This window comes from Bacillus sp. FJAT-29937, assembly GCF_001509555.1.
Classification (GTDB): domain Bacteria; phylum Bacillota; class Bacilli; order Bacillales; family Cytobacillaceae; genus Cytobacillus.
The window spans coordinates 246512-271789 of the sequence record NZ_LMAS01000003.1 but is presented as its reverse complement, the minus strand read 5'-3'; the positions used below and the strand labels follow the sequence as shown (position 1 = coordinate 271789).

21 protein-coding genes, 1 tRNA gene and 1 other annotated feature are annotated in these 25278 nt (G+C 39.1%); of the genes, 3 read left to right on the top strand and 19 right to left on the bottom strand.

From position 1 onward, the window contains the following. Positions 1-128: 128 nt before the first annotated feature. The 13 genes from yihA to ilvB all read right to left on the bottom strand — a co-directional run bounded on the left by yihA (position 129) and on the right by ilvB (position 17894). Positions 129-710 (bottom strand): ribosome biogenesis GTP-binding protein YihA/YsxC, encoded by a 582-nt coding sequence (gene yihA / locus AR328_RS07605; protein WP_066292750.1) that lies wholly within the window; start codon positions 708-710, stop codon positions 129-131. Next, positions 707-3034, bottom strand: a complete 2328-nt coding sequence (gene lon / locus AR328_RS07600) for an endopeptidase La (protein WP_066292746.1) — start codon at positions 3032-3034, stop codon at positions 707-709. The genes yihA and lon overlap by 4 nt, the downstream gene beginning before the upstream one ends. Positions 3035-3319: 285 nt before the next feature. Then, the gene (gene lonB, locus AR328_RS07595) at positions 3320-4987 is read right to left on the bottom strand and encodes an ATP-dependent protease LonB (protein ID WP_066292743.1); all 1668 of its coding nucleotides are present in this window, start codon (positions 4985-4987) and stop codon (positions 3320-3322) included. A 192-nt stretch (positions 4988-5179) separates the two neighbouring features. After that, positions 5180-6442, bottom strand: a complete 1263-nt coding sequence (gene clpX / locus AR328_RS07590; RefSeq protein ID WP_066292740.1) for an ATP-dependent protease ATP-binding subunit ClpX — start codon at positions 6440-6442, stop codon at positions 5180-5182. A 521-nt stretch (positions 6443-6963) separates the two neighbouring features. Then, positions 6964-8247, bottom strand: coding sequence for a trigger factor (tig, locus tag AR328_RS07585; RefSeq protein WP_066292730.1), 1284 nt, complete (start codon positions 8245-8247; stop codon positions 6964-6966). 161 nt (positions 8248-8408) lie between these two features. Continuing rightward, positions 8409-9437, bottom strand: coding sequence for a tetratricopeptide repeat protein (locus AR328_RS07580; RefSeq protein ID WP_066292727.1), 1029 nt, complete (start codon positions 9435-9437; stop codon positions 8409-8411). Positions 9438-9531: 94 nt separating this feature from the next. Next, positions 9532-10125: a 3-isopropylmalate dehydratase small subunit gene (leuD, locus tag AR328_RS07575; RefSeq protein WP_066292725.1), complete on the bottom strand. Its 594-nt coding sequence runs from the start codon at positions 10123-10125 to the stop codon at positions 9532-9534. Between the two features lie 26 nt (positions 10126-10151). Then, on the bottom strand, positions 10152-11564 hold the full coding sequence (gene leuC / locus AR328_RS07570; protein WP_066292721.1) for a 3-isopropylmalate dehydratase large subunit: 1413 nt from the start codon (positions 11562-11564) through the stop codon (positions 10152-10154). 293 nt (positions 11565-11857) lie between these two features. Next, complete coding sequence (gene leuB, locus AR328_RS07565) at positions 11858-12970, bottom strand: 3-isopropylmalate dehydrogenase (protein WP_066292718.1); 1113 nt, start codon at positions 12968-12970, stop codon at positions 11858-11860. Positions 12971-13026: 56 nt separating this feature from the next. Continuing rightward, positions 13027-14568, bottom strand: a complete 1542-nt coding sequence (locus AR328_RS07560) for a 2-isopropylmalate synthase (RefSeq protein WP_066294601.1) — start codon at positions 14566-14568, stop codon at positions 13027-13029. After that, a complete protein-coding gene (gene ilvC, locus AR328_RS07555) occupies positions 14555-15577 on the bottom strand; it encodes a ketol-acid reductoisomerase (RefSeq protein ID WP_066292716.1) in 1023 nt (340 codons plus the stop codon). Before ilvC ends, AR328_RS07560 begins: the two co-directional genes overlap by 14 nt. Before the next feature lie 80 nt (positions 15578-15657). Continuing rightward, positions 15658-16176: an acetolactate synthase small subunit gene (gene ilvN / locus AR328_RS07550; RefSeq protein WP_066292712.1), complete on the bottom strand. Its 519-nt coding sequence runs from the start codon at positions 16174-16176 to the stop codon at positions 15658-15660. Continuing rightward, positions 16173-17894 carry an acetolactate synthase large subunit gene (ilvB, locus tag AR328_RS07545; RefSeq protein WP_066292709.1) on the bottom strand — a complete coding sequence of 574 codons (1722 nt, stop codon included), beginning with the start codon at positions 17892-17894 and terminating at the stop codon, positions 16173-16175. The genes ilvN and ilvB overlap by 4 nt, the downstream gene beginning before the upstream one ends. A gap of 82 nt (positions 17895-17976) precedes the next feature. Then, positions 17977-18231: a binding site (T-box leader), on the bottom strand. 461 nt (positions 18232-18692) lie between these two features. Between ilvB and AR328_RS23385 the strand changes: the two genes are divergently transcribed. From AR328_RS23385 to AR328_RS23285, 3 genes are all read left to right on the top strand, one after another. Beyond that, positions 18693-19046, top strand: coding sequence for a DUF3231 family protein (locus AR328_RS23385; RefSeq protein ID WP_066292706.1), 354 nt, complete (start codon positions 18693-18695; stop codon positions 19044-19046). Next, positions 19043-19297: a DUF3231 family protein gene (locus tag AR328_RS23380; RefSeq protein ID WP_066292703.1), complete on the top strand. Its 255-nt coding sequence runs from the start codon at positions 19043-19045 to the stop codon at positions 19295-19297. The genes AR328_RS23385 and AR328_RS23380 overlap by 4 nt, the downstream gene beginning before the upstream one ends. 75 nt (positions 19298-19372) lie before the next feature. Next, complete coding sequence (locus AR328_RS23285) at positions 19373-19495, top strand: hypothetical protein (protein WP_269433509.1); 123 nt, start codon at positions 19373-19375, stop codon at positions 19493-19495. A gap of 185 nt (positions 19496-19680) precedes the next feature. On the opposite strand, the gene AR328_RS07530 is transcribed toward AR328_RS23285, so the two are convergent. The 6 genes from AR328_RS07530 to recQ form a co-directional block, all read right to left on the bottom strand. Then, positions 19681-19757, bottom strand: a tRNA-Arg gene (locus tag AR328_RS07530). A gap of 130 nt (positions 19758-19887) precedes the next feature. After that, complete coding sequence (locus AR328_RS07525; RefSeq protein WP_066292701.1) at positions 19888-20397, bottom strand: metallophosphoesterase family protein; 510 nt, start codon at positions 20395-20397, stop codon at positions 19888-19890. Beyond that, positions 20394-21005 carry an XTP/dITP diphosphatase gene (locus AR328_RS07520; protein ID WP_066292694.1) on the bottom strand — a complete coding sequence of 204 codons (612 nt, stop codon included), beginning with the start codon at positions 21003-21005 and terminating at the stop codon, positions 20394-20396. Before AR328_RS07520 ends, AR328_RS07525 begins: the two co-directional genes overlap by 4 nt. Position 21006: 1 nt before the next feature. Then, the gene (gene rph, locus AR328_RS07515; RefSeq protein WP_066292687.1) at positions 21007-21777 is read right to left on the bottom strand and encodes a ribonuclease PH; all 771 of its coding nucleotides are present in this window, start codon (positions 21775-21777) and stop codon (positions 21007-21009) included. Positions 21778-21876: 99 nt separating this feature from the next. Further along, positions 21877-22947, bottom strand: a complete 1071-nt coding sequence (locus AR328_RS07510) for a GerMN domain-containing protein (RefSeq protein WP_066292684.1) — start codon at positions 22945-22947, stop codon at positions 21877-21879. A gap of 131 nt (positions 22948-23078) precedes the next feature. Then, positions 23079-25214 (bottom strand): DNA helicase RecQ, encoded by a 2136-nt coding sequence (recQ, locus tag AR328_RS07505; protein ID WP_066292677.1) that lies wholly within the window; start codon positions 25212-25214, stop codon positions 23079-23081. Positions 25215-25278: the final 64 nt, after the last annotated feature.

Sequence of the window (25278 nt, the reverse complement as noted above, 5' to 3'; positions counted from 1 at the left end):
GCTTCTAGCAGTCTAAAAATATTCATACTTTCATACCGGCTTTTTCTCTATTAGTAAAATATAGATTGATATAATTCATTCTTATAGCCAAAAAAAATCCCGGTGCATTTCTGCATCGGGATTGAAGCTTATATATAGCTTAGAAGCACAGACCATGCTTCATCCTTCCCTTGTCCAGTTTCGGACGAAAAGAGGATCAAAGGATCATTTGGATCGAGGTCCAGTGTTTCTTTCGTTATTTTTATATGCTTTTGCCATTTTGATTTCGGAACTTTATCGGCCTTTGTAGCAATAATGACACATGGGATTTCGTAATGCTTTAGAAAATTATACATCATGATATCATCCTGAGATGGGGGATGACGCAAATCAACTATTTGCACAACAGCTTTTAGCTGCTCTCTTGATGTTAAATACGTTTCAATCATTTTGCCCCAGGCTTCTCTTTCTTTTTTAGAAACTTTAGCGTAGCCATAACCAGGTACATCGACAAAATGTAACATCTCATTAATCAGGAAAAAATTTAATGTTTGTGTTTTCCCAGGCTTTGATGAAGTTCTAGCTAACGCTTTTCGATTTAACATTTTGTTAATAAACGAAGATTTCCCAACATTGGACCTGCCTGCTAAAGCAAACTCTGGTAAAGCGTCACCCGGATATTGGTCAGGCTTTACCGCACTAATGACGATATCTGCTGAATTTACCTTCATGCTTCTGCACCGCCAGTCAATGCATGCTTCAGCACTTCATCTACATGGGAAACAAGAACAAATTCCAGGTCATCGCGGACACTCTCAGGAATATCATCAATATCCTTTTCATTATCCTTTGGAAGAATGATTTTCGTCAGACCCGCTCGATGAGCACTGAGTGTTTTCTCTTTAACGCCGCCAATTGGCAGGACGCGCCCACGCAAAGTAATCTCCCCAGTCATCCCAATTTCTTTACGGATTCGCTTACCAGAAAGGGCAGACACTAAAGCAGTTGTAATCGTAATACCTGCAGATGGGCCATCTTTAGGGACGGCACCCTCCGGAACGTGAATGTGAATATCATACTTTTCATGGAAGTCCTCTTCAATCCCTAGCTCACTTGCTTTGGAACGAACATAGCTAAAGGCTGCTTGAGCTGATTCCTTCATGACATCTCCAAGCTTCCCTGTAAGAACAAGCTTGCCTTTGCCTGGTGAAAGAGATACTTCAATTTGCAGTGTATCCCCACCAACTGTTGTATAAGCAAGCCCTGTCGCCACACCAACTTGATCTTCAATCTCAGCTTGCCCATAGCGAAAAATTGGCTTGCCCAGGAAGTCTTCCACATTTCTTTCGGAAATTACAACTTTTTTCTTTTCACCTGAGACAATAATCTTCGCTGTTTTCCGGCATATCGTTGCCAACTGTCTTTCAAGTCCGCGTACGCCCGCTTCTCTTGTGTAATAGCGAACGACCTTTTGAATTCCGTCCTCGCGAATTTGAAGCTGGGATTTTGTAAGACCATGCTCTTTAATTTGTTTCGGTAAAAGGTGATCTTTTGCAATATGGTTTTTCTCTAGCTCTGTATAACCAGCAATTGTTATAATTTCCATCCGGTCTCTAAGTGGTCCAGGAATAGTCGCTAAATTATTTGCTGTTGCGATAAACATGACTTTTGAAAGATCATATGTTTCCTCAATATAATGATCACTAAAGTTATGGTTTTGTTCAGGGTCTAAAACTTCAAGCATCGCTGAAGACGGATCTCCCCGGAAGTCACTTGACATTTTATCAATTTCATCAAGTAAAAATACTGGGTTAATTGTTCCAGCTTTCTTCATTCCCTGAATAATACGGCCTGGCATAGCACCTACATACGTTCTTCGATGTCCCCGAATTTCAGATTCATCGCGAACACCGCCAAGTGAAATACGGACAAAATTTCGGTTGAGGGATGTAGCAATGGAACGTGCTAAGCTTGTTTTACCTACTCCAGGGGGTCCTGCAAGGCAAAGGATTGGCCCTTTTAATGAATTCGTCAGCTTTTGAACAGCTAAGTATTCCAGAACACGTTCTTTCACTTTTTCAAGACCGTAATGGTCATTATTTAAGATGCGTTCTGCTTTATGAATATCTAAATCATCTTCCGTTGCCTTGCTCCATGGCAATGAAATCAGCCATTCAATATAATTTCGGATAACGCCGCTTTCCGCAGAGCTTGAAGGGATTTTTTCATAACGATCTAGCTCTTTAAGAGCGGTCGTTTGGACATGCTCTGGCATGCCGGCTTTTTCAATTTTTTCAGTAAGGTCAGCAATTTCTCCTGTCTTTCCTTCTTTATCTCCAAGCTCTTTCTGGATAGCCTTCATTTGTTCGCGTAAATAATATTCCTTCTGTGTGCGTTCCATTGATTTCTTTACGCGCTGCCCAATTTTCTTTTCTAAATTTAATACTTCTTTTTCATTATGAATGATTTCAATAACTTGATTCATCCGGTCTTTAACATCAAAGGTTTCTAATATGTCCTGCTTTTCCTTTAGCTTTAAAGGTAAATGGGATGCGATAATATCCGCCATGCGCCCAGGCTCTTCAATATCCGAAACAGCAGAATACGTTTCTGCTGATACTTTTTTCGATACCTTTATGTATTGTTCAAAGTATTCCAGCATCGTTCTCATTAAAGCTTGATCTTCTGTATCCTTTGTCGTTTCCTCATCGAATACTTCTATTTTGACTGTGTAGTGGTTAGGGTCATCTTTAAATTCAATGATTTGCGCCCTTTTTAACCCTTCTACTAAAACCCGGATTGTCCCGTTAGGAAGCTTAAGCATTTGCTTGACACGTGTTAATGTTCCAATTTGGTATAAATCGTCTTCTGCGGGTTCATCTATCGATATTTCTTTCTGTGTAGTCAAGAAAATTAGATGGTCATCTACCATCGCTTTTTCAAGGGCTTGCACCGACTTTTCACGGCCAACATCTAAGTGCAGGACCATCGTTGGATATACAAGCAGACCCCTTAGCGGCAGGAGGGGGACGATAATTTCTTTCTTTTTCGCCATAACCCAGGAAGCACCTCCATAATACATATCTTCATTAGCCTAAAATTGCTAATATTTTCTTTGTACAATTCTAACTTATTTATGTGTAAGTGTCTAATTTGAGAAGCTGTAGCACTATTTAAAGTGTTCTTGGATGGACTTTTCGCATGCCAACTTTGGTCTAAATGTCCGTCCAAACGGGCTGGATGGACTTCTCGCACGCCAACCTGGATCTAAATGTCCGTCCTCTCTACATAAAGAAAACTTCGGCTTTCATGCTGGTAACAATTAGCCGAAGTTGACCATCTAAATGCTTTCTTTTTTTGCCAATTCGATTGAAGCAGTGATGGATTGTTCCAGGTGAAAGTTCTTCAATAGGGCTATTTCAAAAACTTCATTCAAATGACTGACAGGAACAATGGTGATTCCGGTTATTTCATTTAGGATGGATTGCATATTTTCTTTTGGAATAATAACGGTTTTGGCCCCAGCCTTTTTTGCTGCTTTAACTTTAGGATAAACACCGCCAACCGGTTTCACATGCCCATGAATACTTATTTCTCCTGTCATGGCAACAGTGTGGTCAATAGGATACTTATAAATCGCTGAATAAATCCCGGTGGCCATAGCAATACCTGCGGATGGGCCATCTATTGGAACACCGCCGGGAAAATTGACGTGGATATCATAGTCGCTTGCAGGGACACCCATCGAACGAAGAACGGTTAGAACATTTTCAACCGATCCTCTTGCCATACTTTTTCTGCGAATGGATTTTCCTTGTCCGCCAATGCTTTCCTCTTCAACAATACCTGTAATATTAATACTTCCTTTGTCTTTTGCAGGAATAATGGTAACCTCAATTTCGAGGAGTGCGCCTGAGTTCGGGCCATATACAGCTAGACCATTAACTAATCCCACTTCAGAACTGGTGTTTATTTTTCTTTCCATTCTTGGTGTCAGCTGACTCGATTGAATAACCCACTCAATGTCTTCATCTTTTATGTAATTTCGTTCTTCTGTAATGGCAAGCCCTGCTGAAATTTGAATCATGTTGACTGCTTCGCGGCCGTTCCGAGCGTAAGAAGCAAGGATCATTAATCCATTTTCACTAATGGACAGATTAACTTTCTCCGCTGCTCTTCTGCCGACATCTGCGATTTCCTCTTCAGCCAGCTCGCGGAAAAATACCTCCATACATCTGGAACGAATGGCCGGAGGAATCTCACTAGGTGTTCTTGTAGTCGCTCCAATTAATCGAAAATCAGCTGGAAGGCCATTTTTAAAAATATCATGGATATGATTCGGGATTTGGGTGTTTTCCTCATTATAATAGGCACTTTCCAAGAATACTTTCCGATCCTCTAACACTTTTAGTAATTTGTTCATTTGGATAGGATGAAGTTCTCCAATTTCATCAATAAAAAGGACGCCACCATGTGCATTTGTGACAGCCCCTTGTTTCGGCTGAGGTATGCCAGCTTGTCCCATGGCTCCCGCTCCTTGATAAATAGGATCGTGAACTGATCCGATCAGCGGGTCTGCAATCCCTCTTTCATCAAATCGGGCCGTAGTGGCATCTAATTCAATAAATACAGATGAAAGTTTAAAAGGGGATTTTGCCGTCTTTTTCGCTTCTTCTAAAACTAATCTTGCTGCGGCTGTTTTTCCTACTCCTGGCGGTCCGTAAATGATCACATGCTGCGGGTTTGGGCTGCATAGAGCTGCTTTTAACGATTTAATTCCATCCTCTTGACCGACTATGTCTGCAAAGCTTGATGGGCGAACTTTTTCTGCTAAAGGCTCAGTTAAAGAGATGGATCTCATCTTTTTCAATTGGTCCATTTCTTTTCTTGATTCTCTATCAATTGATACTTTCTGTGTTCGTTGATTTTTAAGCAAATTCCAGAAATAAAGACCAATCACAATTCCAAAAAACAATTGAATAAATAAGGCGATCCCCGTCCAACTCATACTTTTCCCTCCTGCAATCTAGTTCTCGGTGATATATGCTAGTATCTCCCTGACTGAGTTGGAATAAACAAGATTTTACTGTAAAAAGCTGGGGGGATTTTGAAATATGCTGCTTAAAAATATCCCAAAAATCCATGCAAAAAGCCAAACCATAAAGGCTTGGCTTTCTCTATTTCAAGGGCTTCTTTTTTGTTATGCAGAAGTCTTTTCTTCTTTTACAATCGTTCCATCTTCAAGAATAAGCTTTGGTGATGTATTTTCTGTGATTGTTTCCTTTGTAATGATACATTTTTTAATATCATCACGGGAAGGAAGATCAAACATAACATCCAGCATAATTCCTTCGATAATAGAACGAAGTCCGCGGGCTCCTGTTTTGCGCTCAATGGCTTTCTTGGCAATTTCTACTAGTGCCGCATCTTCAAATTCAAGCTCAACATCGTCAAGCTCTAGCATCTTTTGATATTGCTTCACTAATGCATTTTTTGGTTTAGTCAGAATTTCAATTAATGCTTCTTCATCTAGCAAGCCAAGACTTGCAATCACTGGAAGACGGCCAATAAATTCCGGGATTAAACCAAATTTCAGAAGATCTTCTGGAAGAACTTTAGTTAGAAGTTCTTTTTGGTCTACATCGGTTTCTTTTGTGTTCGATCCAAAGCCAATAACCTTTTGACCTAAGCGGCGTTTAATAATTTGTTCGATGCCGTCAAATGCGCCTCCACAAATAAATAAAATATTCGTTGTGTCAATTTGAATGAATTCTTGATGAGGGTGTTTACGGCCACCTTGAGGCGGAACGCTTGCTACAGTCCCCTCTAGAATTTTTAATAATGCTTGTTGAACCCCTTCACCAGAAACATCTCTAGTGATGGAAGGATTTTCTGATTTACGGGCTACCTTATCAATTTCATCAATATAAATAATGCCTTTTTCCGCTTTCTCCACATCATAGTCTGCTGATTGAATAAGCTTTAATAAAATATTTTCAACATCTTCCCCTACATAGCCTGCTTCTGTTAAAGAAGTAGCATCAGCAATAGCAAACGGCACATTTAAAATACGTGCTAATGTTTGAGCTAATAAGGTTTTTCCGCTTCCTGTTGGTCCAATCATACAAATGTTGCTTTTGAAAAGCTCCACATCATCGATTTTACTATTGGAATTAATACGCTTGTAATGATTGTACACGGCTACTGATAATGATTTTTTCGCCTGATCCTGTCCAATTACGTATTCATCAAGAATGTCACGGATTTCAGCTGGTTTTGGGACATCTTTAAACTCAACTTCCTCTTCGGTTCCAAGCTCTTCTTCAACGATTTCGGTGCAGAGCTCTATACACTCATCACATATATATACACCTGGACCTGCAACAAGTTTTCGCACTTGATCCTGAGTTTTTCCACAGAAAGAACATTTTAATTGTCCTTTTTCATCACTAAATTTAAACAAATCCTTCACCCCTTAAAAAAACATCCAATTATTTCTGCGAATCTTATGCAAACTGTTACGTTATTAAAACTTTTTCTTTACAATCATTTTTTGTTATGTACTGCATTGTAACATATTTTCACAATGGACAGGAAATGAAAACACTTATGTTCTATTATGTATCTTTGTTTGCAAAGAGGATTCACATCTAACTTATGTTAAAATTATATTCCTAATAAACTAAGCTTAACCATTATTGATCAATTTAAATCGAAAGAATTTATCCAAATCCTTCATATGTAGGTTATTAAAAAACATTATGTAGTAATAAGATTAATTATGTATGTAATTATATGTTTATTGTATAAAACAAGGCACGAATAATCGCGCCTTGTTCATTTTATTTACTTATGTTTATTCTTTGTCTAGTTCTGCCTCCTTGCCACTCGAGGTCATAAGTCAATCCATCTAGAAGGTTAAAGTACAACCTTCCAGCTGGCTTGCCTTATGCTTGTCGTGGCAGAACAGTCGGCTCCACTTTTCTATTTTGTTTTGCTGTTTTCTACTAAGAACTCAACTGCTTTTTTAATTTGAAGGTCTGTTTTAAGTCCTTCTAGGCTTCCAAGAGCTTTTTCGATGCTTTCAACGGACATGTTGTACATTTCAGCCATTTTGCTAAGCTCAGCAGTTACTTCTTCGTCTGTTACTTCGATGTTCTCTGCTTTTGCAATTGCTTCAAGAGTTAAGTTTACACGTACGCGATTTTCTGCTTCTTCTTTCATTTGAGCGCTTAGTGCAGCTTTATCTTGACCAGAGAATTGGAAGTAAAGATCAAGGTTCATACCTTGCATTTGAAGACGTTGTTCGAATTCATTCATCATGCGGTCGATTTCTGTATCAACCATTACAGATGGAAGATCGATTTCAGCATTTTTTGAAGCTTTTTCTACTACAGCATCTTGAACAAAATGCTCACCTTCATGCTTCTTGCTGTCTACTAAACGTGTTTTTACTTTTTCTTTAAGAGCATCTAAAGATTCAACTTCTTCATCAACATCTTTTGCGAACTCATCATCTAGAGCAGGAAGTTCTTTTGTTTTGATTTCATGAACAGTTACTTTAAATACAGCAGGCTTGCCAGCTAATTCAGCAGCATGGTACTCTTCAGGGAATGAAACTTCAACATCCTTAGATTCGCCAGCTGCAGTTCCAACTAATTGTTCTTCAAATCCAGGAATAAATTGACCTGAACCAAGCTCAAGAGAATAGTTTTCAGCTTTGCCGCCTTCAAATGCTTCTCCGTTAACAAATCCTTCGAAGTCCATTACAACTGTGTCGCCAGTTTCAGCTTTGCCTTCTTCTTTCACTACAAGCTCAGCTTGTCTTTCTTGCATAGATTTAAGTTCGTTATTTACGTCTTCTTCTGTTACTTCTGTATCGAATTTTTCTACTTCAAGTCCTTTATATTCGCCAAGCTTTACTTCAGGCTTTAAAGTTACTTTTGCTGTAAAAATTAAGCTCTTGCCTTTTTCGATTTGTTCTACATCGATTTCTGGGCGATCTACTGGCTCAATTCCAGTTTCTTCGATAGCACCTGCATATGCTTCAGGCAGAAGAAAATCTACTGCATCTTGGTAAAGTGATTCAACGCCGAAACGCTTTTCAAACATACCACGAGGCATTTTTCCTTTACGGAAGCCAGGTACATTAATTTGTTTAACGACTTTTTTAAATGCAGCGTCTAAACCTTCGTTTACCTTTTCTGCATCTACTTCAATTGTAAGAACTCCAACGTTCCCTTCTAGCTTTTCAAATTTAGCAGACATATAATTATTTCCCTCCAACAATCTATTATCATTTCATTCGTAACGAATTGGTATTGATACAGCTCGATTCCCAAGCATTATCATTTTTTTACATAATAAATACCATTTACATATACAACCATTATATTATAACATACAGACCCTAGCTTTCAACATTGAAGCTAATAATTTGGGGATGAAATTTCTTCTATTTTCTTTAGAAATGCCCCTGCTTGACCGATCTCTTTCTCCGTAGCTTTGTATCTTAAAGCTAGATCCTTTATAGTGTAACGGAGTCCTTGATACTCCGCTGCAAGTTGATGATAGGCAGCTCCCCAAACATTTTCACTAAAGGGCTTAAGCTGAAACGGAAATAGAATAAATAAATGGCGCTCTATCAAACTTTTGATATGTTCAAAGAGAATGGGGTCTTCATGTTCAAGCTGGTTGGCTGCGATGTTTACCAGTTTATCCATCTGACTATTATGCTGAGCACCTAGGAGATTTGAAGGTTTAACAATCATCGCTTCCCCGAACTTTTCCACGTTAACCTCTTTTTCATACCCGTGTTCAATTAGAACATTTAAAAGCAACGTTTTAAAGAACAGCTGTCCTTCACTTGATTCTAGATAAGCCTTTATATGATTAATAAAAGGCTTTAAGTTTCTATTTGTTAACATTGTAGCCATTTGGATTTGCTCGTGCTGATCCTTTAATGAAAAAAGATCTATTTCCATATCCGAAGTTTCATCCTGAATAGGATCATCTATATGAATATTTGGAGATGTTTCAGCCATTCTTTTGCTAAAGTGGAGCATCCGTGAAAAATGGTCAATTTTTTCTTCCGGAATTTCTTTTTCTTCTATTAATATTTCAATCGTTTTTACGATTTCATCGTACTGATGCAATTGCACGAGAATCATTAAATAGAGATCAATAATTTGAATATAATCACCGATGCCCTTTTGGAGCATGCTATTTGCCAATTCCTTTGCTTTCGTTAATTGTCCGGACTCAAAATAAGCAAGAACCAGTCCAATATGTATATCATTATTTTCTTCTTCTAAAATATTTGCCTCTTCAAGAAAGTCAATCGCCTCACGGAACCTTTTTTGCTGAAGGCTTTCAAGGCCTTTTTCCAAAAGCCTCTTTTCCAAACCAGGAAAAAGGACAACTTTATCGTTTAGTTTTTTCCGATTCCGTTTTTTCATTTATGTCACGCCGCTTCGTTTTTGAAGTTTAGTGTAGCATGATTATTATAAAAAAACAAAAGGATTCACAGAGTTGACTGTGAATCCTTTACGCTTAGCGAACACCTTGCAGGGACTTTTCATATTCAGCAATTTTTTCATCCAGCTGAAGGGTAATTTCAATTTCATCCCAGCCGTTCATCAACATCTTCTTCCAGTAATCATTGATCGGGAATGATGTGGAGAAGCCACTATCATCTGAGACTGTTTCCTGTTCTAAGTCAATTTTCAGCTGGAACGCCTGAGATTTTCCTTTGGCTAATAAATAAGATACTTCTTCCTCTTTAAGCTGAATTGGAAGTATTCCGTTCTTCAAGCAATTTTGATGAAAAATATCAGCAAATGAAGGGGCAATGACCGCTTTAAAGCCATAGTCTAATAGTGCCCATGGTGCATGCTCCCGGGAAGATCCACAACCAAAGTTCTCATTGACAATTAAAAAGGATGCACCTTCGTTTTCGGGACGATTTAATTCGAATTCTGGATTTGGCTCCCCATCTTTCAAAAATCTCCAATCATAAAATAAAAATTGGCCAAACCCTGTTTTTTCAATTCTTTTTAAAAATTGCTTCGGGATAATTTGATCTGTATCTACATTTGCTCGATCAAGAGCTGCCGCTTTTCCTTCTAAAACTTTAAAACCGCTCATTCGTATTCCCTCCTTCTTTCCTATAATTAAACTGTTTCTGCTGTTATCAATGAGCTAACATCAACGAATCTTCCATAGATTGCAGCAGCTGTAGCCATGGTTGGACTGACTAAGTGCGTTCTTGCCCCAGATCCTTGTCTGCCCTCGAAATTCCGGTTAGAGGTTGAAGCACAATGCTCTCCGCTAGGAACGATATCATTGTTCATACTTAAGCACATGCTGCAGCCAGAATCACGCCATTCAAACCCAGCTTGTTTGAAGATGACATCTAATCCTTCTGATTCTGCTTGCTTCTTCACTTGCTGTGAACCTGGAACGACAAGCGCTCTAACATTCTGATGGACTTTCTTTCCTTTTGCAATGCTAGCAGCTTGGCGTAAATCCTCTATTCTAGAATTCGTACAAGAGCCAATAAAGACATGTTGAATCTCAATATCTTCAATTTTTTGACCTTCCTGCAATCCCATGTAGGCAAGTGCCCGTTCAAGCGATTTCTTTTCGATCTCTGTTTTGCAATTATCCATAGTCGGGATTCGATCACTTATTTTCGCAGTCATCGATGGATTTGTTCCCCAGCTTACCATAGGAGCAATGTCATTTGCATCAATAGCGATGACCGAATCATATTCAGCATCCGCATCGGAAGCAAGCTCTTTCCACTTATCCACAGCCTGAGAGAATTCCTCACCCTTTGGAGCATATCTTCTTCCTTGAATATAATTAAATGTCGTTTCGTCCGGGTTAATAAGTCCAGCACGCGCTCCGCCCTCAATGGACATATTACAAATGGTCATTCTTTCTTCCATAGTCATTCTCTTAATCGTGTCTCCACAATATTCAATGACATGACCTGTTCCGAAATCAATTCCATATTTCGCAATAACGTAAAGGATGAGATCCTTTGCAGTCACGCCTTTTTTAAGCTCACCATTAATTTCAAGCTTTAATGTTTTTGGTTTTTCTCTCCAAATTGTTTGAGTCGCTAAAACATGCTCAACCTCGCTCGTCCCAATTCCAAACGCTATGGATCCGAAAGCTCCATGTGTCGATGTATGACTATCACCGCAAACAATCATCATTCCCGGCTGGGTTAAACCAAGTTCAGGTCCGATAACGTGTACAATCCCTTGATCCGGGCTATCAATGCCTGCTAGTTGAACACCAAACTCTGTACAGTTCTTTTCTAGCGTCGACATTTGATTTAAAGCAACAGCATCCTTGATTTCATAACGATTATCAGTTGGGATATTATGATCAACGGTTGCAAATGTTTTATCCGGTCTTCTTACTTTCCGATTCTTCATTCTCAATCCAGAAAACGCCTGTGGAGATGTAACCTCATGGACTAAATGCAGGTCAATATATAATAGGTCAGGGTTCCCCTCTTCCTGATGGACAATATGCTGTTCCCAAATTTTATCAATTATTGACTTTCCCATTTTTTCCTCCCCCTTCAATGTGTTATTTTTAAAAGAAACACGACCATTTCTGGCCGTGTCTATACTTTTTTTATCTGTCTAACTGTAACTCAAAAGAGCTTCCGCTTTTCTATCTGTCTAGCTCCAGCGCCTAGGGGCTCGAGGTCATAAGTCAATCCGTCAGAAAAGTTAAAGTACAACCTTCCTGTCGGCTTGCCTTATGCTTGTCGCCCCTGGGCACAAAGGAAATCTTCTGCGAATAATCATCGCAGGAACAATTGTCCTTTAATTGTTCCGAAGGCGCTTCCGCTTTTCTATGCATAAGCACCCATGATGTTCAAAATAGCTTCATTATCAAGCAATGTTGCTTTAACTTCTGCAATCATTTCAGTAGTTGAAACTTGCTTCATTCCGGGCGACATGATGTCACCTGTACGGTATCCGGCTTCAAGTACTTGATTTACTGCATGTTCAATCGATTCTGCTTCCTCATTCATTCCAAATGAAAGTCTTAGCATCATCGCGGCTGAAAGAATCGTTGCTAGTGGATTAGCAAGGTCTTTCCCTGCGATATCGGGAGCTGAGCCATGGATTGGTTCGTATAGATATGGCCCTTCCGCTGATAAACTTGCTGATGGCAGCATTCCTAATGATCCAGTAAGAACAGAGGCTTCATCACTTAAGATGTCTCCAAACAAATTCTCAGTAACTACGACATCAAATTGTGTTGGCTTTCTAATCAGCTGCATCGCCGCATTGTCGACTAACATATGCTCGAGAACAACTTCAGGATAGTCCTTTGATATGTCTTCGGCTACCTCTCTCCACATTCGGCTCGATTCTAATACATTAGCCTTATCGACTGAGGTTACTTTCCCATTGCGTGCTTTTGCAAGCTCAAATGCAAGCTTAATGACTCTTTGCATTTCTTCCTTTTTATAAAACAATGTATCTACGACAGCTGCTTCGCCATCTCTTGTCGTGCGTTCACTTGGCTTTCCAAAGTATAAGCCGCCTGTTAATTCCCTAACCATCAGCATATCTACGCCTTCAATCACTTCCTTTTTAAGAGAGGAAGAATCTGCAAGACTTTGATAATAGGTGGTTGGTCTTAAATTGGCATATAAATTTAAATCTTTTCGAATTTTCAATAAACCGCGTTCAGGCCGGAGGTGAGGCGGCTGGCTCTCCCATTTAGGACCGCCAACTGCCCCTAGTAAAACCGCATCGCTTTGTTTGCATAGGTCAACTGTCTCATCGGGCAGCGGTGTTCCAACCGTATCAATTGCTTCCCCACCAATTACTCCATATTCAAAATGAAACTGGTGACCGAAACGCTCTCCAACAGCCTGTAAAACTTCTATTGCTCCTTTTACCACCTCTTTGCCGATTCCATCTCCTGGTAGTACAGCGATACGCTTTTCCATTTTTATCCCTCCGTTTAGTAATTATGTGATTTTCTAGTTGATATAAACCTTATAATTTACTGGGTCAGACTAAGTTCACGACCCATATTTTTCATATAAATGACTCTGTTAATCGCATTTAGATAGGCCTTTCCTGAAGCCTCCAACACATCTTGTGCAAGTCCCCGCCCGCTAGTCTCGATATCCAAGTATTTCATTTTTACATAAACCTCTGCTAAAGCATCTCTTCCTGCACCAACAGATTGGATTCGATAATCTAATAGATTAATGGTTCCATCCACGCATTTTTCCAGCGTATTATAAAGGGCCTCGATGCTGCCCGCTCCGGTTCCAGCTTCTTGAATGACTTCCTTGTCAACACCGGTCAAAGTGACTGTTGCTGTCGGGATTTGATTTGTTCCGTATTGAACCTGAATTTGATTTAGTTCATAGAAGCTAACTTCTTTTGATAATTTTTCATCAAGCACAAGAGCAACTAAATCATAGTCCGTCAATTCTTTTTTCCGGTCGGCCAATTCTTTAAAGGAAACAAATAATTTGTTAAGCTCTTCATCAGGAACATTTAAGCCTAATTCATTTAAACGATTTTTAAAGGCATGTCTTCCGGAATGCTTCCCAAGCACTAAAGAATTGGACTGTACTCCTACTAATTCTGGAGAAATAATTTCGTAAGTTGTTTTTTCTTTTAGTACTCCATCCTGGTGAATGCCAGATTCATGGGCAAATGCATTTTTCCCTACTACCGCTTTATTGGCTGGAACAACCATTCCAGTCAATTTGCTTACTAAGCTGCTTGTGCGGCTAATCTCCTGAAGATTCAGACGAGTTGAAGCCTGGTAAAAGTCTTTTCTAATATGAAGGGCTACAGCAATTTCTTCAAGAGCAGCATTCCCGGCTCTCTCCCCAATACCATTAATTGTTCCTTCCACTTGAGTAGCTCCGTTCTCTACTGCTGCAAGTGAGTTAGCAATCGCCATCCCTAAGTCATCATGACAATGAGTGGATAAAGAAACCTTATCAATAGAAGGAACATGTTCTCTTAAGTATTTAAAAATCTTCCCGTATTCCTCTGGAGTACCGTATCCTACTGTATCTGGAAGGTTGATTACGTGTGCACCTGCTTGGATTACCTTTTCAACAATCTCAGCTAAGAAAGGAAGTTCAGTTCTTGACGCGTCCTCTGCGGACCATTGAATAATCGGGAATTTTTTGGCAGCATACTTAACAGATTCAACTGCCCTCTCAATTACTTCTTCCTTTGACATCTTCAATTTATATTGGCGATGAATTGGGGATGTCGCAAGAAAAGTATGCAGTCTAGGCTCTGCTCCATCTTTAAGCGCGTCCCACGCAGCGTCAATATCTGATATGACGCCGCGTGCAAGACCCGTTACGGAACAGTTTTTTACCATTTGAGCAATTTTTTGAACTGATGCAAAATCACCTTTTGAAGCAGCTGGAAAGCCAGCTTCAATGATATCAACGTTTAATCTTTCAAGTTGTCTCGCAATTTCAAGTTTCTCTGATAAGTTAAGATTGACACCGGCCGATTGCTCTCCATCTCTCAAAGTTGTATCGAAGATTTTAATTTTTTGCACTGCCAACAACTTCTTTCTTCTTGCCTTGGTTAATGAACGGCATCATTGCTCTTAGTTCTCTACCAACTTTTTCAATTAAATGCTCGTTTTCTCTCGTCTTGATTGCAGTATAAACTGGACGGTTTGTTTGGTTTTCAATGATCCAGCCTTGTGCAAATTTGCCATCTTGAATATCTTTAAGTACAGCTTTCATTTCCTCTTTCACTCTAGCATCTACAATACGAGGACCTGTTACGAAATCTCCCCATTCTGCTGTATCAGATACTGAATAGCGCATTCCAGCCATTCCGCCTTCATACATTAAGTCAACAATTAGCTTTAGCTCATGTAATGTTTCGAAATAAGCAAGTTCTGGCTGGTATCCAGCTTCTACTAAAGTTTCGAAGCCAGCTTTTACAAGTGCAGTTAATCCACCGCAAAGTACTGCTTGCTCTCCGAAAAGATCTGTTTCTGTTTCTTCTTTAAAAGTAGTTTCTAATGCGCCTGCACGCAACGATCCGATTGCTTTTGCATATGCTAAAGCAAGTTCTTTCGCTTCTCCTGTTACATCCTGGTGGATAGCGAATAATGCCGGAACACCTGCATCTTGTTCAAACGTTCTTCTTACAAGGTGGCCAGGGCCTTTAGGAGCAACTAGCAAAACATCACAGTCAGCTGGAGGCACGATTTGGTTAAAGTGTACGTTAAAACCGTGAGCAAACATGATTGCTTGGTTTGTTAAATTAGGCTGGATTTCTTCTTTATATACTTTCGTTTGCTGCTCGTCTGGAAGTAAAATCATTACGATATCAGCTTGAGCAGTTGCTTCTCCTACTGAGTATACTTGGAATCCGTCTTCCACTGCTTTATCCCATGATTTTCCTTGGCGAAGACCAATGACAACTTCAACGCCGCTGTCTCTCATATTTTGTGCATGTGCATGACCTTGTGAACCGTAACCAATTACTGCTACTTTCTTTCCGTTTAAATATGCTGCATTTGCGTCTCCGTTATAGTACATTTTTGCCATTGTTAATCTCCCTTTCTTCGTCTAAAGTTTATTTTTTATTTTGAATTTTTTAGTTATTATAATGTGTTGAACTATTACTCTTAAACAATTGATATGTTCTTTAAATCTTTTGCTGTTCTTTGTGTCCCTCTAGGGAAGGCTGTTGTTCCGGTTCTTGCCAATTCTTTAATGCCATATGGCTTAATTAACTCAATGAAAGCTTCAATCTTTTCGAATTCACCTGTTATTTGAATAACTAGACTGTCCTTGCCCACATCGATTACAGTTGCTCGAAACGGCTCAATAAGTGAATAAATTTCACTTCTTGTTTGTGCAGTTACAGGAACTTTTACTAAGGCCAATTCCCTTGCGACAATCGATTGATCACTTATATCCACAACTTTTAATACATCAATTTGCTTATTCAGTTGCTTCGTGATCTGTTCAGCCTCACGATCGCTCTCAACATGGACAACGCATGTGATTCGAGAAACGCCTTCATGCTCTGTCAGTCCGACTGAGATGCTTTCAATATTAAAGTTTCGCTTGGAAAATAAATTAGTGATTCTATTAAGTACGCCTGGACGGTTTAAAACTGTCATACTTATTGTTCTTTTCAAGGCTTAGCACCTACCATTTCATGCAATCCTTTTCCTGGTGCGATCATTGGATATACATTTTCATTTGGATCAATTCTGAAATCTAGCAGAACTGGTTCACGATCATTCAATACCTCGTTTAAAATCTTCTCTGCTTCTTCCTCTGATCTAATCACATACCCTTTAATATCGTATGCTTCAGCTAGTTTCACGAAGGAAGGCTGAACTGAGATTTTACTATGAGAAAAACGCGATTCATAGAAGATTTCCTGCCATTGTCGTACCATTCCTAAAGAGTGGTTATTAAAAATACAAATCTTGATTGGAAGATTGAATTCTCTTATGACAGCAAGCTCTTGTGTAGACATTTGGAAACCAGCATCTCCTAGAACAGCAACAACACATGCGTCAGGATCAGCGAATTGGGCACCGATACTTGCTGGAAGACCGAATCCCATTGTTCCTAATCCCCCTGAAGTTACCCATCTGTCTGCTTGATTAAAGCGGTAATACTGCGCTGCCCACATTTGATGCTGACCAACGTCAGTAACAACAATTGCATTCCCGGCTGTTTTCTCGAATAGCATCTCCATCGTTTTCTGAGGCTTTAAATTGTCTTCAGTAGACACTCCGTAATAATACGGGTATTCCTCATTCCACTTTTGGATCTGCTCACGCCACTCCGCATTGACTGGCGGCTTTCCATTTTGCTGAACCAATTGCTTTAAAGCTTCCTTTGCATCAGCTACAATCGGAATCGCTGTCGGCACGTTTTTGCCAATTTCAGCTGGATCGATATCGATGTGAGCTACTGTTGCTTTTGGTGCAAAGTGCTGTAAATTACCCGTTAATCTATCATCGAAGCGTGCTCCGATATTGATAAGTAAATCACATTCGCTTAGTCCCATATTTGCCGCATAGCAGCCATGCATCCCTGCAAGCCCTACGAAAAGCTTATTATCAGCTGGGAAACCGCCTAAGCCAAGCAATGTATGGATAACAGGAATCTGCTGCTGTTCGGCATATTCCTTTAACTCTTGTGAAGCTTTAGCATGAAGCACTCCGGCACCCGCTAGTATGACTGGTTTCATTGCACTGCTTACAGCTTCAGTTAATTTACGAATTTGTAAATAGTTAGGCTGTAATGTTGGCTGATACCCAGGTAAATTAATTTCTTGCTCTTCCGGACGATTTGAAACAGAAGCTGCAATATCTTTTGGAACATCTATTAGCACTGGACCAGGTCTTCCGCTAGAAGCAATATAGAATGCCTCCTTCACGATCCTTGGAATATCCTCAATATTTCGAATTTGATAGTTATGCTTTGTTATTGGTGTTGTTATTCCCAGAATATCCGCTTCCTGGAACGCATCTGAACCGATGACACTTGTTGCTACCTGACCTGTAAATACGACGAGAGGCAAGGAGTCCATCATGGCATCTGTTAATCCTGTCACAATATTTGTCGCTCCTGGTCCTGAAGTGGCAATTACCACCCCCGGTTTACCTGAAATTCTTGCGTAGCCTTCAGCCGCATGAATTCCGCCCTGTTCATGTCTCGGCAATACATGGAGGATTTTTGAATGATATATTTTGTCATAAATCGGTAGGACTGCTCCTCCTGGATATCCAAAAATTACTTCTACATTTTCCTTTTCCAAGGCTTCTAATAACAGATCTGCACCCGTGACAGTTGTAGTCTTCGGACTTGATTCTGTATAGGCAGCTTCCTGCAACATTCTAATAAAACCTCCTCTTTGTTCCTTACATAATTTCAATAAAAAAAGCCCTTCCATCCCTCATAAACCTACTTATCGCAGGTAAAGGGATGAAAAGGCTTATTAACCTATTCCACGGTACCACCCTAAATTCACGCAAAAGCGTGCACTTATGAACAGAAAATCCTGTTCGTTTTGATAACGGGTGGGCAACACCCGACCAACTCTACTAGAGAGATCTTTCAAGCTGGTGCTCTGAGGTGAGTTCACTTTACGTTGGAATTACCGGCTTTCAGCACCCGCCGGCTCTCTGGAAATCCCATATCATAAAACTACTTATCCTCTTCTTCGCTTTAACTCATTATGATTTTTCACTGCTTTAAACCATTGAACTTTAAGGTTAAAAAAAACTGTTTTAAGAAATTAATTTATCAACTAAAGTGTTTGCTTAGCTTTTGTTGAGCTTTTTATTTTCTTATATTGAGGACTATCTTACGCTGATTTTATTAAACCGTCAACACCCTATTTGCAAATTATTTGATAATTTTAATTACTCCAATTATGTGAATCCGCTTTCATCGTTGATTTACAAATGTTCCTGCACATAATAAATTTTTTAACTTTTTTATGAACAAATTAAATTCAATAAATTGAATTTAATTTGTTGGATTTTCCTTAAGTCGGCTCAGAGGATCATTTCATCCATTTTAATCTTACAGAAGAATATTGTTTTCACTCATTTATGGTCTTTTTATAATCGAATAGCTTTAACTAATATGGAAATAATTTATCTTAGAGAATAATGGAGGAGGAATTCCTTTGAAGCAAATTAACCCTATAAGTTCCTCAGAGCTCGGCACGCTTTGGGTTACATATCAAGAAAAGACAATGATTTTAAGAATGTTAGAATACTTCCTTGAAAAGGCGGATGACCAAGAGTCTAAGAACATAATGGGCATGCTGTGGCAGGAGCTCGATTATTATGTCGAATTGATGAAATCGGTTTTTGAAAGTGAAGGAGCAGTTATTCCTATTGGATTCACAAAAGAAGATGTTAATTTAGATGCACCAAACTTGTTCGAGAAAGGCTTTGACATTATGTTTATCCGCGTCTTAAAACAAGTTAGTTTGGGAATGTACTCAATTAATATGAATAGGCGTGAAGTACAGTGACAAACTCAACTGTTGCGCCATTTTCTGATAAACTTATGATGTTTTGCATCAACCTTCTAAATGGGTTTAGTATTGTGGGGAGCAGTTTCGGAACGTTTTTTACATTAAGAAATGATATATCCTTAAAAACAGCAATACTCGCCAAAGATGTATATTTTTATGGGCAAGATGGGCTTGAAATTATGTTTAAAAACGGTTGGTATGAAGAGCCTCCTCAAGTTGAAGACCGAAGCAAATTAATAAACCGATAAGAATAAAATTGGGTGATCAATCGGAAAATAAGACTGTGTTATTTATAACACTAAAAATTCAATGTGGAGGGATACATGTTGAAAACTCTACTTAGCTTATTGACATTATTAATTGAACTGGCTGTTAGAGCTTCCTTCTTTATTCATAGGATGGAAATAAAGTTAAAGTCTTCATTAAGAATGCCAACTTTAGCATAAGCATTGAGTCAATTTTAAGTATCGACAATTTCCACATTGCATGAAAAAGGCAGGCACATTCATTGTGTTTGCCTATTTTTGTCATATAAAAAAACCTTCTATATCGTAGAAAGTCCAAGTCAATAATGGCTGTAATTTCTTACGATATAAAAGGTTATAAAATTATGGTGTATGTAGTATTTAGATGGCGTCCCAGGAGAGATTCGAACTCCCGACCGTACGCTTAGAAGGCGTATGCTCTATCCAGCTGAGCTACTGGGACATAATTAATTAATTTCAACGACAAGTTTTATTATAGTAGGCTAACAATGAAATGTCAACATAAAAAGTAAATATTTTTTATTTAGGGGGGAGATGATCTTCCCCCTGAATAATATATGCTTCGTAGCATCTTACGTTAGTAAAAACTTTTGTGAAAATCCATTTATTTCGCCAAGCCTTAGATCATAAACACTTAAGTTTATTTCATCTTTTTCAATGTCCATTATAACATATGTTTTCTCTTTTCGTCCTCTTGGCTGCCGAATGCTCCCTGGATTGATATAAAGAATATCATCAATCATTTCTGCTCCTAAATAGTGGGAGTGACCAAAACAAACAATCTTGGCACCGACTTCCTTCGCACGCAGGCTCAGATTTAATAAGGTTGATTTTACAGCATAGCGATGGCCATGTGTAATGAAAACCTTATGGCCGCCTATTACCTCAACATGTTCCTCTGGGAAAGCTTTATCAAAATCACAATTTCCGCGTACAACAGTATAGCCCTCTAAGCTAGGATGATCTGATTCTAATTCTGAATCCCCGCAATGTATCAGTTTATCAATTTCCATAGAATGCTCTTTTATTTCCGTTAATTCATCTGTCAAGCCATGACTATCACTGACAATCAACAATCTCATGAGTTTTCTGCCTTCGGGAGGAGGGTAGGCAGCTTGCTTTCTAATTTTCTTAAGGCCTGTGCCCTATGGCTAATTTCCGCCTTTTCTTCTGGCTTTAATTCTGCCATGGCTTTACCCTTGTCCACTACAAAGAAGATGGGGTCATAACCGAAACCATACAAGCCCCTCTTTTCACGTAAAATCAAGCCCTCACATGTTCCGGAAACAGTGAATGTTTCAACACCTGGTACGGCTACAGCCAATGCACAGTAAAACCTCGCTTGTCGATCATTATCAGGTATATCCTTTAATTCATCCAGCACTTTTGCCATATTGGCTTCATCGCTTTTTTCTTCCCCGGCATATCGAGCTGAGTAAATACCTGGCCGGCCATTAAGCGCATCGACAGAAAGCCCGGAATCATCCGCGATCACGATTTTATTTAGTGCCTTTGAGACACTTTCTGCTTTTAAAATCGCGTTCTCTTCAAAGGTACTCCCTGTCTCTTCAATGTCTTCTATCTCTGGAAAGTCTATTAACGTTTTAACTTTATAGCCGAGCGGCATGAACATGCGCTCAAACTCTTTTGCTTTTCCTGCATTTTTTGTAGCAATAATCACTTCTTGCATTCTAAGCCTTCCCCTCTAAACTTTCTTTTCTTGCATTAATTTTACTTGTAATGGCTTCACCAAGCGCTTCTTGCTGCATCTCAAAAAGGGAGGCCATTCCGTTCTGGGCTGCTTTTAATAGCTCCTGGAGCTCGCTATATGAAAAGGTGGCTTCTTCCCCTGTTCCTTGCAGCTCAACGAATTCCCCATTGCCGATCATAACCACATTCATATCAACGAGAGCTTTCGAGTCTTCTATATAATTTAAATCTACGACAACTTGTTTATTTTCTAATATTCCTACACTTGTTGCTGCTAGAAAGTCTTTGATTGGGTATTTTGCCAGTTTTTTACTTTTTGCAATTTTATCTAAAGCCAAAGCCATGGCAACGAATGCGCCTGTTATGGAGGCAGTTCGCGTGCCTCCATCCGCTTGGATCACATCACAATCCAGCCAAATTGTTCTCTCTCCGATTGCCTCCAGATCAACAACTGCCCGAAGAGCACGTCCAATTAATCTCTGAATTTCCATTGTTCGTCCAGAGATTTTCCCTTTCGCTGCTTCACGAATATTCCGTTGTTCGGTTGCTCTGGGAAGCATGGAATATTCAGCTGTAATCCACCCTTTTCCTTCTCCCCTCATAAAATGCGGAACCCGCTCATCTATACTTGCAGTACAAATAACTTTTGTATCCCCAACGCTTATTAACACGGATCCTTCAGGATGCTTTAAATAATTTGTTTCAATATGTATAGGTCTTAATTGCTGTTGTTCCCTTCCGTCAGCACGCATAAGTTACATTCCTCCCTTATTCCAAAACAACAAATAAAGAAGAGGGGGCATGTCGCCTCCTCTTTCATTGTCATTATATAGTATATCAAAAAACTTTTTTTAAAAACTACCTGTGTTTACTTTTTGCGGACGTGTAACAGGCTCGGTCATTTTTTCTCCCTCATCATTGACAAAATCTGACTTGCCGTTAACTGTGATCGCAACGCTTTCTATTCCTTTTTGTTCAGTTAATGAAAGAACAAGGGCATCTAATAAATGCCTGGAAACAATTTTCTCTTCAGAGTTGCTGTATACAAACTCATTAAAGTTAAGAGTCACTTTTCCATTTTCAATTTTCGGATCATCCAAAAGCTTAACTTCTGCTAAGAAGTCGCTTTCAAGGTTAGAGGCAATGCTAGGGCCTTTAACTAACTCGTTTACAACAGCTCGCAAATTGTTAGCCTCATTATTCGTCACTCTCTTCGTTACCGGAACATAATAGTATGAGTCTGCTTCTCCGCCAATGTAGTAAACAGTAACAGGCTTCGTATTGCGAATATCAAGGACATCTGCAGTATCGAGATTAATACCTTTTGATCTGCTATATGTTTCCCCGATAGGAGTGCCATTTACAGGCATTTCATTAAGCTCATGACCATTTAATTTAAACTTTACTTTATCAATCGAATCAAATTGAGTTAAAGTCCATGTGACAGATTCAAGGATTTTCAATTCATCCTCTGCCTGATATTCCTTAAATTCTTTAGAGAAGTTGACTGTTGCCACCTTATCCTTAATATCGACAGATAACTTCGTATCAACAGGCAGAACAGACATAAAGCCATTTGGCAGCATTTCTGTTACTGGACCATCCTTTACTAAATGTTCCAAGGCTTGTGTTGCGACTGATTCTGTTTTCGGCAGATTTAAAGTTTGAGGGACTACTAAGCCATCTTTATTAATTAAATAGAGCTCCGTTTGCACAGTGTTTGTAACAGCTTCGTCTTTTCCTGCAGTTTCCATTCCCACATCCTCTTGACCCTCAACAGCCGTTTGATCCTCTTCGTAGACAACTGATTTCGGCGGATCAATTTGCTCTTTTCCGCTCCCCCCAAATAACCCGCAACCTGATAAAAACACCGATGACGCAAAGACAGCCGAAACGATCGTTGTTTTTTTATTTATAGACATATAATCCCTCCAAAGAACAGTTTGTACTAACATGTATACGAGCCTGTTTGTAATTTAGACCGGCTAGATGAAAAAAATTTCGGCTTTTTTTATACTGTCTTTGGATGAGGCATCTGAATTAATTTATTGGCTTAATTGGTTTCATTTTTAGCTAAGACTGCTTTAATCGTGAAATAATCAATACTAGGGTCGAGTTCATCTTTTATCGGTTTAAGTTTTTCCCTTCCAACTCTTCCTACAGCCTCCATAATGCTTTGTTCTGTCTCTTCATTAAAAATATCAGACCATTGCAAAGCATTTCCTTCTTGAACAGCACGAATGATATGGTTCTGAATGGTAATGGGCGAAAATTTACGCTTTTTGGCAATTTCATCAATTGTTATCCCTTCCGAATAATATTGGTAGGACAATAAGTAGCTAGGCGAATCGTTAATTTCCCGATCCTCTGAACGTACTTCAACCTGCGGAATGGCGTCTACGTTTATATTGTGATCATTCATGAAATTCTTAATTTCTTCAATAAATAACTCACCATATCGATCAAACTTTACTTGCCCAACGCCCTTTATTCTTAGCATTGCTTCCCGATTAATCGGAAAATACTGGCTCATTTCTTTTAGAGCAGTATCGGCAAAGACCACATACGGAGGAACCTTTTCCTGATCTGCAATCGATTTTCGCAAAGTCCGCAGTCCTGAAAATAAATCAGTATTTTCTTCTGCTTCCTTAATAGGGGCTTGAATTGTCTTTTTCATAAAAACATTTTCTTGTTTCTTTATTACTGGTACGACCCTCTCAGCGAGTCTGACTACCGGAAATTTACTATCTGTTAAAGTTAAGTATCCTTCAGCCAGTAAATAATTGATGATGTCCGAAATTTCTTTTTCCTTATAACTTTGAAGTAAACCATAAGTGGTTAGTTTATCAAACTGAAATTCGCGAATCCTTTTGTTCTGGGACCCTTTTAATACTTGTGCAGTTAAGGTGACACCAAATCGTTCTCCCATTCTTTTAATGCAGGAGAATATCATAAGCGCCTCCTCTGTTATATCGATCTGCTCCCGCTTATCTAAGCAATTGCTGCATTTTCCACAACTAGCATTCTCATATTGCGAATCAAAATACTCGATAATATAAGCTTGAAGACATTTTTCCGTATGACAGTAGTGGATCATTTGCTTTAATTTATTATATTCTTGCTCCCTTTTCTGAAAATCAAGGTTGGATTCCTCAATAAGAAATTTTTGAAGCTGAATATCCTGTGGTGAAAATAATAAATAACAGGAGCTTTCGTCTCCATCCCTTCCTGCTCGGCCAGCTTCCTGATAATAAGCTTCGATATTACGCGGGAGGTTATAATGGATGACGAAGCGGACATTGGATTTATCAATTCCCATTCCAAACGCATTTGTCGCAATCATAATATCAGCTTCATCAAAAACAAACTGGTTTTGTGACTCCTTACGTGCATCCTCTCCCATTCCTGCATGGTACTTGGCAACAGAATGATTCTTTTCCTTTAAATAGCTGTAAAGCTGATCTGTTTCTTTCCGGCTTGATGTATAAATGATTCCTGATTCTCTAGGGTGATTCTTCAAATACTGTGTAATAAATTCTCTTTTGTTAACACCCTTCATCACGTTAAAAGCAAGATTTTCTCTTGCAAAACCAGTAATGAAGCTATCAGATTCTTGAATATGTAAGAGATTCCGAATATCATCGGCAACATCCTTTGTAGCTGTTGCTGTTAATGCTGCAATAACAGGTACGTGATTAAGTCTGCCCAAATGATTAATGATGGAACGATAGCTTGGTCTGAAGTCATGGCCCCATTGGGAAATACAATGGGCCTCATCAAAGACAATCATAGATATTTGCAGAGAATTGAGCATGTCTATAAAGCTGTCTGATTCGAACCGTTCTGGAGCAACATAAATTAATTTATACTTCCCGGCAAAGATATCAGCCATTCTTTCTTTATATTCCTGCATATTAAGTGAGCTATTAATAAATGTGGCTCGTATATCTGCAGTGATTAATGCATCAACTTGATCTTTCATTAAGGAAATTAATGGAGAGATGACAATCGCTGTTCCTGGGAGAATGAGTGCGGGAATCTGAAAGCAGAGGGATTTGCCTCCTCCGGTTGGAAGGATGCCGAGCGTGTTTTTATGCTCCAACAAATTGTGGATGATTTCCTTTTGCCCGGAACGAAATGTGGAATATCCAAAGTATTGGTTTAAATAAGTTTCTGCCTGCGAGTACAAAATATATCACCTTATTCTATTATATTTGTTCTAATCTTATCATCTTTTTCATAGACTTGGAAAT

What these genes read in the sequence shown, in the direction of transcription:
- yihA (WP_066292750.1), bottom strand. Translation starts at nt 710, where the DNA reads ATGAAGGTAAATTCAGCAGATATCGTCATTAGTGCGGTAAAGCCTGAC.
- lon (WP_066292746.1), bottom strand. Translation starts at nt 3,034, where the DNA reads ATGGCGAAAAAGAAAGAAATTATCGTCCCCCTCCTGCCGCTAAGGGGT.
- lonB (WP_066292743.1), bottom strand. Translation starts at nt 4,987, where the DNA reads ATGAGTTGGACGGGGATCGCCTTATTTATTCAATTGTTTTTTGGAATT.
- tig (WP_066292730.1), bottom strand. Translation starts at nt 8,247, where the DNA reads ATGTCTGCTAAATTTGAAAAGCTAGAAGGGAACGTTGGAGTTCTTACA.
- AR328_RS07580 (WP_066292727.1), bottom strand. Translation starts at nt 9,437, where the DNA reads ATGAAAAAACGGAATCGGAAAAAACTAAACGATAAAGTTGTCCTTTTT.
- leuD (WP_066292725.1), bottom strand. Translation starts at nt 10,125, where the DNA reads ATGAGCGGTTTTAAAGTTTTAGAAGGAAAAGCGGCAGCTCTTGATCGA.
- leuC (WP_066292721.1), bottom strand. Translation starts at nt 11,564, where the DNA reads ATGGGAAAGTCAATAATTGATAAAATTTGGGAACAGCATATTGTCCAT.
- leuB (WP_066292718.1), bottom strand. Translation starts at nt 12,970, where the DNA reads ATGGAAAAGCGTATCGCTGTACTACCAGGAGATGGAATCGGCAAAGAG.
- ilvC (WP_066292716.1), bottom strand. Translation starts at nt 15,577, where the DNA reads ATGGCAAAAATGTACTATAACGGAGACGCAAATGCAGCATATTTAAAC.
- ilvB (WP_066292709.1), bottom strand. Translation starts at nt 17,894, where the DNA reads ATGTTGCAGGAAGCTGCCTATACAGAATCAAGTCCGAAGACTACAACT.
- AR328_RS23285 (WP_269433509.1), top strand. Translation starts at nt 19,373, where the DNA reads ATGTTGAAAACTCTACTTAGCTTATTGACATTATTAATTGAACTGGCT.
- AR328_RS07525 (WP_066292701.1), bottom strand. Translation starts at nt 20,397, where the DNA reads ATGAGATTGTTGATTGTCAGTGATAGTCATGGCTTGACAGATGAATTA.
- AR328_RS07520 (WP_066292694.1), bottom strand. Translation starts at nt 21,005, where the DNA reads ATGCAAGAAGTGATTATTGCTACAAAAAATGCAGGAAAAGCAAAAGAG.
- rph (WP_066292687.1), bottom strand. Translation starts at nt 21,777, where the DNA reads ATGCGTGCTGACGGAAGGGAACAACAGCAATTAAGACCTATACATATT.
- AR328_RS07510 (WP_066292684.1), bottom strand. Translation starts at nt 22,947, where the DNA reads ATGTCTATAAATAAAAAAACAACGATCGTTTCGGCTGTCTTTGCGTCA.